The organism is Huintestinicola butyrica, assembly GCF_025567215.1.
Lineage (GTDB): Bacteria > Bacillota > Clostridia > Oscillospirales > Ruminococcaceae > Huintestinicola > Huintestinicola butyrica.
In genome coordinates, this window is sequence record NZ_JAOQKB010000027.1 from 1 (window position 1) to 4,367 (window position 4,367).

The 4,367-nt window shown below is 34.5% G+C and carries 8 protein-coding genes and 1 pseudogene; all 9 read left to right on the top strand.

The genetic code is table 11. The annotated features are described in order from the left end of the window. Positions 1-228: 228 nt before the first annotated feature. Positions 229-891, top strand: a complete 663-nt coding sequence (locus tag OCV68_RS14595; RefSeq protein ID WP_178161739.1) for a hypothetical protein — start codon at positions 229-231, stop codon at positions 889-891. Between the two features lie 117 nt (positions 892-1,008). After that, positions 1,009-1,434, top strand: coding sequence for a hypothetical protein (locus tag OCV68_RS14600; RefSeq protein WP_262573793.1), 426 nt, complete (start codon positions 1,009-1,011; stop codon positions 1,432-1,434). Between the two features lie 65 nt (positions 1,435-1,499). Further along, entirely contained in the window at positions 1,500-1,736 is a 237-nt protein-coding gene (locus OCV68_RS14605; protein WP_262573795.1) for an RHS repeat domain-containing protein, read from the top strand. Next, the gene (locus tag OCV68_RS14610; RefSeq protein WP_262573797.1) at positions 1,730-2,017 is read left to right on the top strand and encodes a hypothetical protein; all 288 of its coding nucleotides are present in this window, start codon (positions 1,730-1,732) and stop codon (positions 2,015-2,017) included. The genes OCV68_RS14605 and OCV68_RS14610 overlap by 7 nt, the downstream gene beginning before the upstream one ends. Continuing rightward, complete coding sequence (locus OCV68_RS14615) at positions 2,017-2,517, top strand: SUKH-3 domain-containing protein (protein WP_262573799.1); 501 nt, start codon at positions 2,017-2,019, stop codon at positions 2,515-2,517. The genes OCV68_RS14610 and OCV68_RS14615 overlap by 1 nt, the downstream gene beginning before the upstream one ends. A 1-nt stretch (position 2,518) precedes the next feature. After that, entirely contained in the window at positions 2,519-3,043 is a 525-nt protein-coding gene (locus OCV68_RS14620) for an SUKH-3 domain-containing protein (RefSeq protein ID WP_262573801.1), read from the top strand. A gap of 230 nt (positions 3,044-3,273) precedes the next feature. Then, a complete protein-coding gene (locus OCV68_RS14625; RefSeq protein ID WP_262573803.1) occupies positions 3,274-3,561 on the top strand; it encodes a hypothetical protein in 288 nt (95 codons plus the stop codon). A gap of 1 nt (position 3,562) precedes the next feature. Beyond that, a complete protein-coding gene (locus OCV68_RS14630) occupies positions 3,563-3,739 on the top strand; it encodes an SUKH-3 domain-containing protein (protein ID WP_262573805.1) in 177 nt (58 codons plus the stop codon). A gap of 31 nt (positions 3,740-3,770) precedes the next feature. Beyond that, a pseudogene (locus OCV68_RS14635) lies at positions 3,771-4,367 on the top strand (IS5 family transposase); the annotation flags it as partial.

The following is a 4,367-nucleotide window of genomic DNA, read 5'->3' on the forward strand; positions in this document are numbered from 1 at the left end:
GTCCGAGAAAACGTCTCAATTTCCTTACTCCCTTTGAGGTGCTCAAAAAATTTTTTCTCTGATTTTGTTGCACTTGACTTGACAATCTATCATTATATCAAAGTTGGTTGGCTGTTTCTATATTTTGTAATGGCTATTTTGTTTGTTAGGCCTTACAAATCCGCTTCATTACTACGCTTGCGAAATTTTGATAAAACTATTTGTAAAATTTATTAGGGACTAGAAAATATGGAAAAAATTTTTGAATTTACACAAATGAACATAATATATAACAGATGTATTTTGGCTTCAATAGCACATGCAATAATGAATGGTAAATATGAGCTGTTATCAAGTGAGCAATCATGGGATGATATGAATTATTTGTTTCAGGATTTCGAAGGGGTGAGGGGGGTAATAAGTTTTGGCAGAGATAATTTTATCTGTATGATACAAAATGATGATGATTATTTGTTTGGTGAAAATGAAATATTGCATCAGTTATTTTGTAATGTTGAGAAAAAAGTTTGTGATCTTGCTAAAAGTGAAGCTATGCAGTATTTATTGATTGAAAAAGGAAATGATGTTTTGCCTGCAGCTTCTATTGCTTTTTGGGGTGATAACTTTCACGTGTACTCAAATCAATCTGAAAAAGATTTAATGAAAAAAAGCAATAATATTTTACTTCCATATTTATATAAAGAACCAGATGCAATTCAATATTGGAAAAAATATTATGAAATGAACAACGATCAGATTGAGTTTATGAAAGAAATTTATTATAAAAAATGTCAGACAAATACATTTATCAAATTAGATAAATCAATGAGAGAGAAGCTTTCATATTGGTTTGGTGATAAAATAACCGAATGCATTAACTCGTTTAAAGAACTTAATATCTTTTTTGAATGATTGTGACAATTTTGTGTGCTTACATCACTTGAACCTGTTGGATATATTTTGATGGGTGAGGAATTGATTCCAATGGTAAGATAATAAGTGCATTCCCAGTATATTAAGGAGTAGGGTATGATTAATTATTCAATACGCAAAGTAAGTGTTGACGGCTTTTCTCATATATTAGTGTTTGATTTTATGCCTAATAATGAAATTTTGTCAGGGTTTTTAGTAACAGATAGCCAATTGGTGTTTGGTCATCACTTTGAATACTTCAATGATATAATGAGATATGAAAATTACGAGGTAAGTGGAAACGCATATGCTATTAAAATTCAATCTGAAAATGTAAGAATTACGTGCATAGTTGATGTTGAAAACGAAGAATCAATATCAATATCTCGAAAAGAATTTATCTGGGTAATGAATGAGTGGATAAGAGAAAATAGAAAACTAAAGTCAACTGATTCAAAAGAAGAATCAGTCCATAGCAGTAAAGTGCTAAGGCAACAGAATAAATTGTTGTCAAAGATTTGCAGACTGTTTGGTAAGCGTTGAGTTAGCATGGAACTTATCACTACAGACGTTCAAGCCAAACCAACAATAACAGCACAGGCACAACCATGTTTACATATGACCTTATGGAAGGTCTGACCCGTGTGGATTATCCCGACGGAAATTATGTAAGCTATTCTTACGATAACGCTTGCAGACTTACAAAGGTCACAACTCCTTTCGGTTCAACTTCTTATGAGTATAATCTGCTTGACAGGCTTACAAGAGTGGTTGACAGAAATGGATATAAGCCGGAAGATCTACCGTTTACGGGAAATGGTATGTCAGGAGGAATCAAATGGTAAAATTAAGAGATGCAATCGAACTTACCAAAAACAAAGCAGTCAAAGACAATAGATACACAGATTTATTTGGTAAAAGTGAATTAGAAAAACCAAGTTATCAAAAGACTTGGCGAGTAGAAAATTGTGCAGAGATTTGGAGCGTACGTCAGGCAATAATGAATGGTGCAGTTTGGGACAATATTTCATTTAGGTGCGTTGATATAAGAACAGATATGAATAAACCGCCATGCTCAAATTGTCAGATTACATTTGAAAAACTATATGAGATAGGAGAAGAATAATGATAAGTGAAATATCTGCAAAACATTTAACTTCAGCAGGCTGGTATGAAGGTAGAAAAATAAACATAACTGAAAATGTTAGATATCTTGAAGAATTGGGATATTCAGTATTTGATTCTGCAAAGAAATTCATGGAAGAGTATGGAGAACTTGACATAACAGACAAATATATCGGACATAATGAAAAGATATTCTCTGAACATCATACCACTTGTTTAAAGGATTTGTTTTATAATAACAAAAAATTTGACCTGGATGTACTTGTCGGTGAAATGACCATTCCTGTATTGCTTGAATGTGATGAAGTATATATTTATATTTCTGAAAGTGGAAAGTTTTACAGAGACGCTGGCTTGCTTTACGAAAATAGTGATGAATTGTGGGATTCATTGTATACCGAAAATGGGGTATTTATATTAACGTGGAGTAAAATTATGGCAGGAGAAAAAAGAGTCAAAAGGAAACGGTATGTGAAAAAATATGTTATAGGAGAAAAGTGATATGTTAATAGAAATAGCAAAGCAGCAGCTTAGGAAAGCCGGATGGTATGAGGGAAGAAAAATTGACTTAACTAAATATGAGGAAGGATATGCAAAGCTTGGCTGTGAATTATTTCCGGCTGCAAGGAAGTTCCTTGAAGAATATGGTGATTTAGATATACAAGATAAATATATATCACCGGTTACAGATATGAATGGTAATCCTACAACTTCAATTAACAGAAGCTTGATCAATGTTGCTAATTGTTGCGGTCATAGAGATAGGGAGCTTGAAGAAATGGTTTATGAGTTATTTGGTCAAAAAGTATTAAGGGTAGGATTGATAAATCACGGAAATATCTTTATTTACATCTCAGAAGACGGAAGATTTTTTGTAAACTGGTATTTTGATGGATTGTGGGCAGAAAATTCCGACCAGCTTTGGAATGAATACTATGGTGAAGAATACGGCAGGGCAAGTTGGGAAGATCTAAAAGCAGGTAAAGGCAGAACTATGTTTAAGAAAAAAGTAAAAAAATACTTATAATTCAGTACAAAAATTATAGTAAACAGGCTGTAAAACAAAGCCGCCCTTGAAAGAGATTTCGGGGGCGGCGAAGTTTGATATGGGTAAATATTTAAGGTGAATCCGGAAACTCTGAAAGTACCGTATGGCAACGGAATGAATGGTGTACAGGTTGACGGCAAAACGTTTAGTAAAGGATATAAGCCGGAAGATCTTCCGTTTACGGGAAATGGTATGTCAGGAGGAATCAAATGGTAAAATTAAGAGATGCAATCGAACTTACCAAGAACAAAGCGGTCAAAGACAATAGGTACACAGATTTATTTGGTAAAAGTGAATTAGAAAAGCCAAGCTATCAAAAGTCTTGGCGAGTAGAAAATTGTGCAGAGGTTTGGAGTGTGCGCCAAGCAATAATGAATGGTGCTGAATGGAAGAAAATGTCGTTTAAATGCATTAATATAGATGATGGGGTTTATTGGAATCTTTGCAAAAATTGTGAAAAAACATTTAAAGAATTAATAGATAAAGGAGAAAAGTAAAATGTTGACAGATATAGCAAAGCAGCAGCTTAGGAAAGCCGGATGGTATGAGGGAAGAAAAATTGACCTAACTAAATATGAGGAAGGATATACAAAGCTTGGCTGTGAATTATTTCCGGCTGCAAGGAAATTTCTTGAAGACTATGGTGATTTAGGGCAATACCGCACAAACCATTGAAAATCAGGAAGAAAAATGGTATAATATAGTTATGAATAAACAACTAACATTCTCGCTTATAAGCGATGAACTGGCGTAGGCCAGAACAAGCAAAAAAGAATTTCTTGAAAAGATAGAGCGGATAATACCATTTGACGAGTGGATAGGGATAATCAGACCGTGCTATTACAAAGGAGAGCACGGAAACAAGCCCTACGACCTTGAGCTGATGCTTCGCATATTTCTTCTTCAGAACCTTTATGACCTTTCCGATATGAAAGTAATGAACGAGGTAATAGACAGCCGTGCATTTTCAGATTTCTGCGGAGTAGATTCACCCAATCAGGTTCCCGACGGGGATACTATCGGAAGATTCAGAAATATACTTGTTGAGAACGGATTACAGGAAAAGCTGTTTCATCAGGTAATAGATATTCTCAGCGAAAAAGGCTTGATATTAAAGCGTGGAACGATAGTGGATTCCACTCTTATTGCTGCACCCTCATCGACAAAAAACAAGGATAAAAAGCGTGATAAGGACGCTCATTCTGTGAAGAAAGGCAATCAATGGCACTTTGGATATAAGGCTCATATCGGAGTAGATAAGGACAGCGGACTTGTACATCATCTGAAAGTAACAGGTGCTAAT

Bases quoted from the DNA above. Each gene is read 5' to 3' on its own strand.
- OCV68_RS14595 (WP_178161739.1), top strand. From the start codon at position 229: ATGGAAAAAATTTTTGAATTTACACAAATGAACATAATATATAACAGA.
- OCV68_RS14600 (WP_262573793.1), top strand. From the start codon at position 1,009: ATGATTAATTATTCAATACGCAAAGTAAGTGTTGACGGCTTTTCTCAT.
- OCV68_RS14605 (WP_262573795.1), top strand. From the start codon at position 1,500: ATGTTTACATATGACCTTATGGAAGGTCTGACCCGTGTGGATTATCCC.
- OCV68_RS14610 (WP_262573797.1), top strand. From the start codon at position 1,730: ATGGTAAAATTAAGAGATGCAATCGAACTTACCAAAAACAAAGCAGTC.
- OCV68_RS14615 (WP_262573799.1), top strand. From the start codon at position 2,017: ATGATAAGTGAAATATCTGCAAAACATTTAACTTCAGCAGGCTGGTAT.
- OCV68_RS14620 (WP_262573801.1), top strand. From the start codon at position 2,519: ATGTTAATAGAAATAGCAAAGCAGCAGCTTAGGAAAGCCGGATGGTAT.
- OCV68_RS14625 (WP_262573803.1), top strand. From the start codon at position 3,274: ATGGTAAAATTAAGAGATGCAATCGAACTTACCAAGAACAAAGCGGTC.
- OCV68_RS14630 (WP_262573805.1), top strand. From the start codon at position 3,563: ATGTTGACAGATATAGCAAAGCAGCAGCTTAGGAAAGCCGGATGGTAT.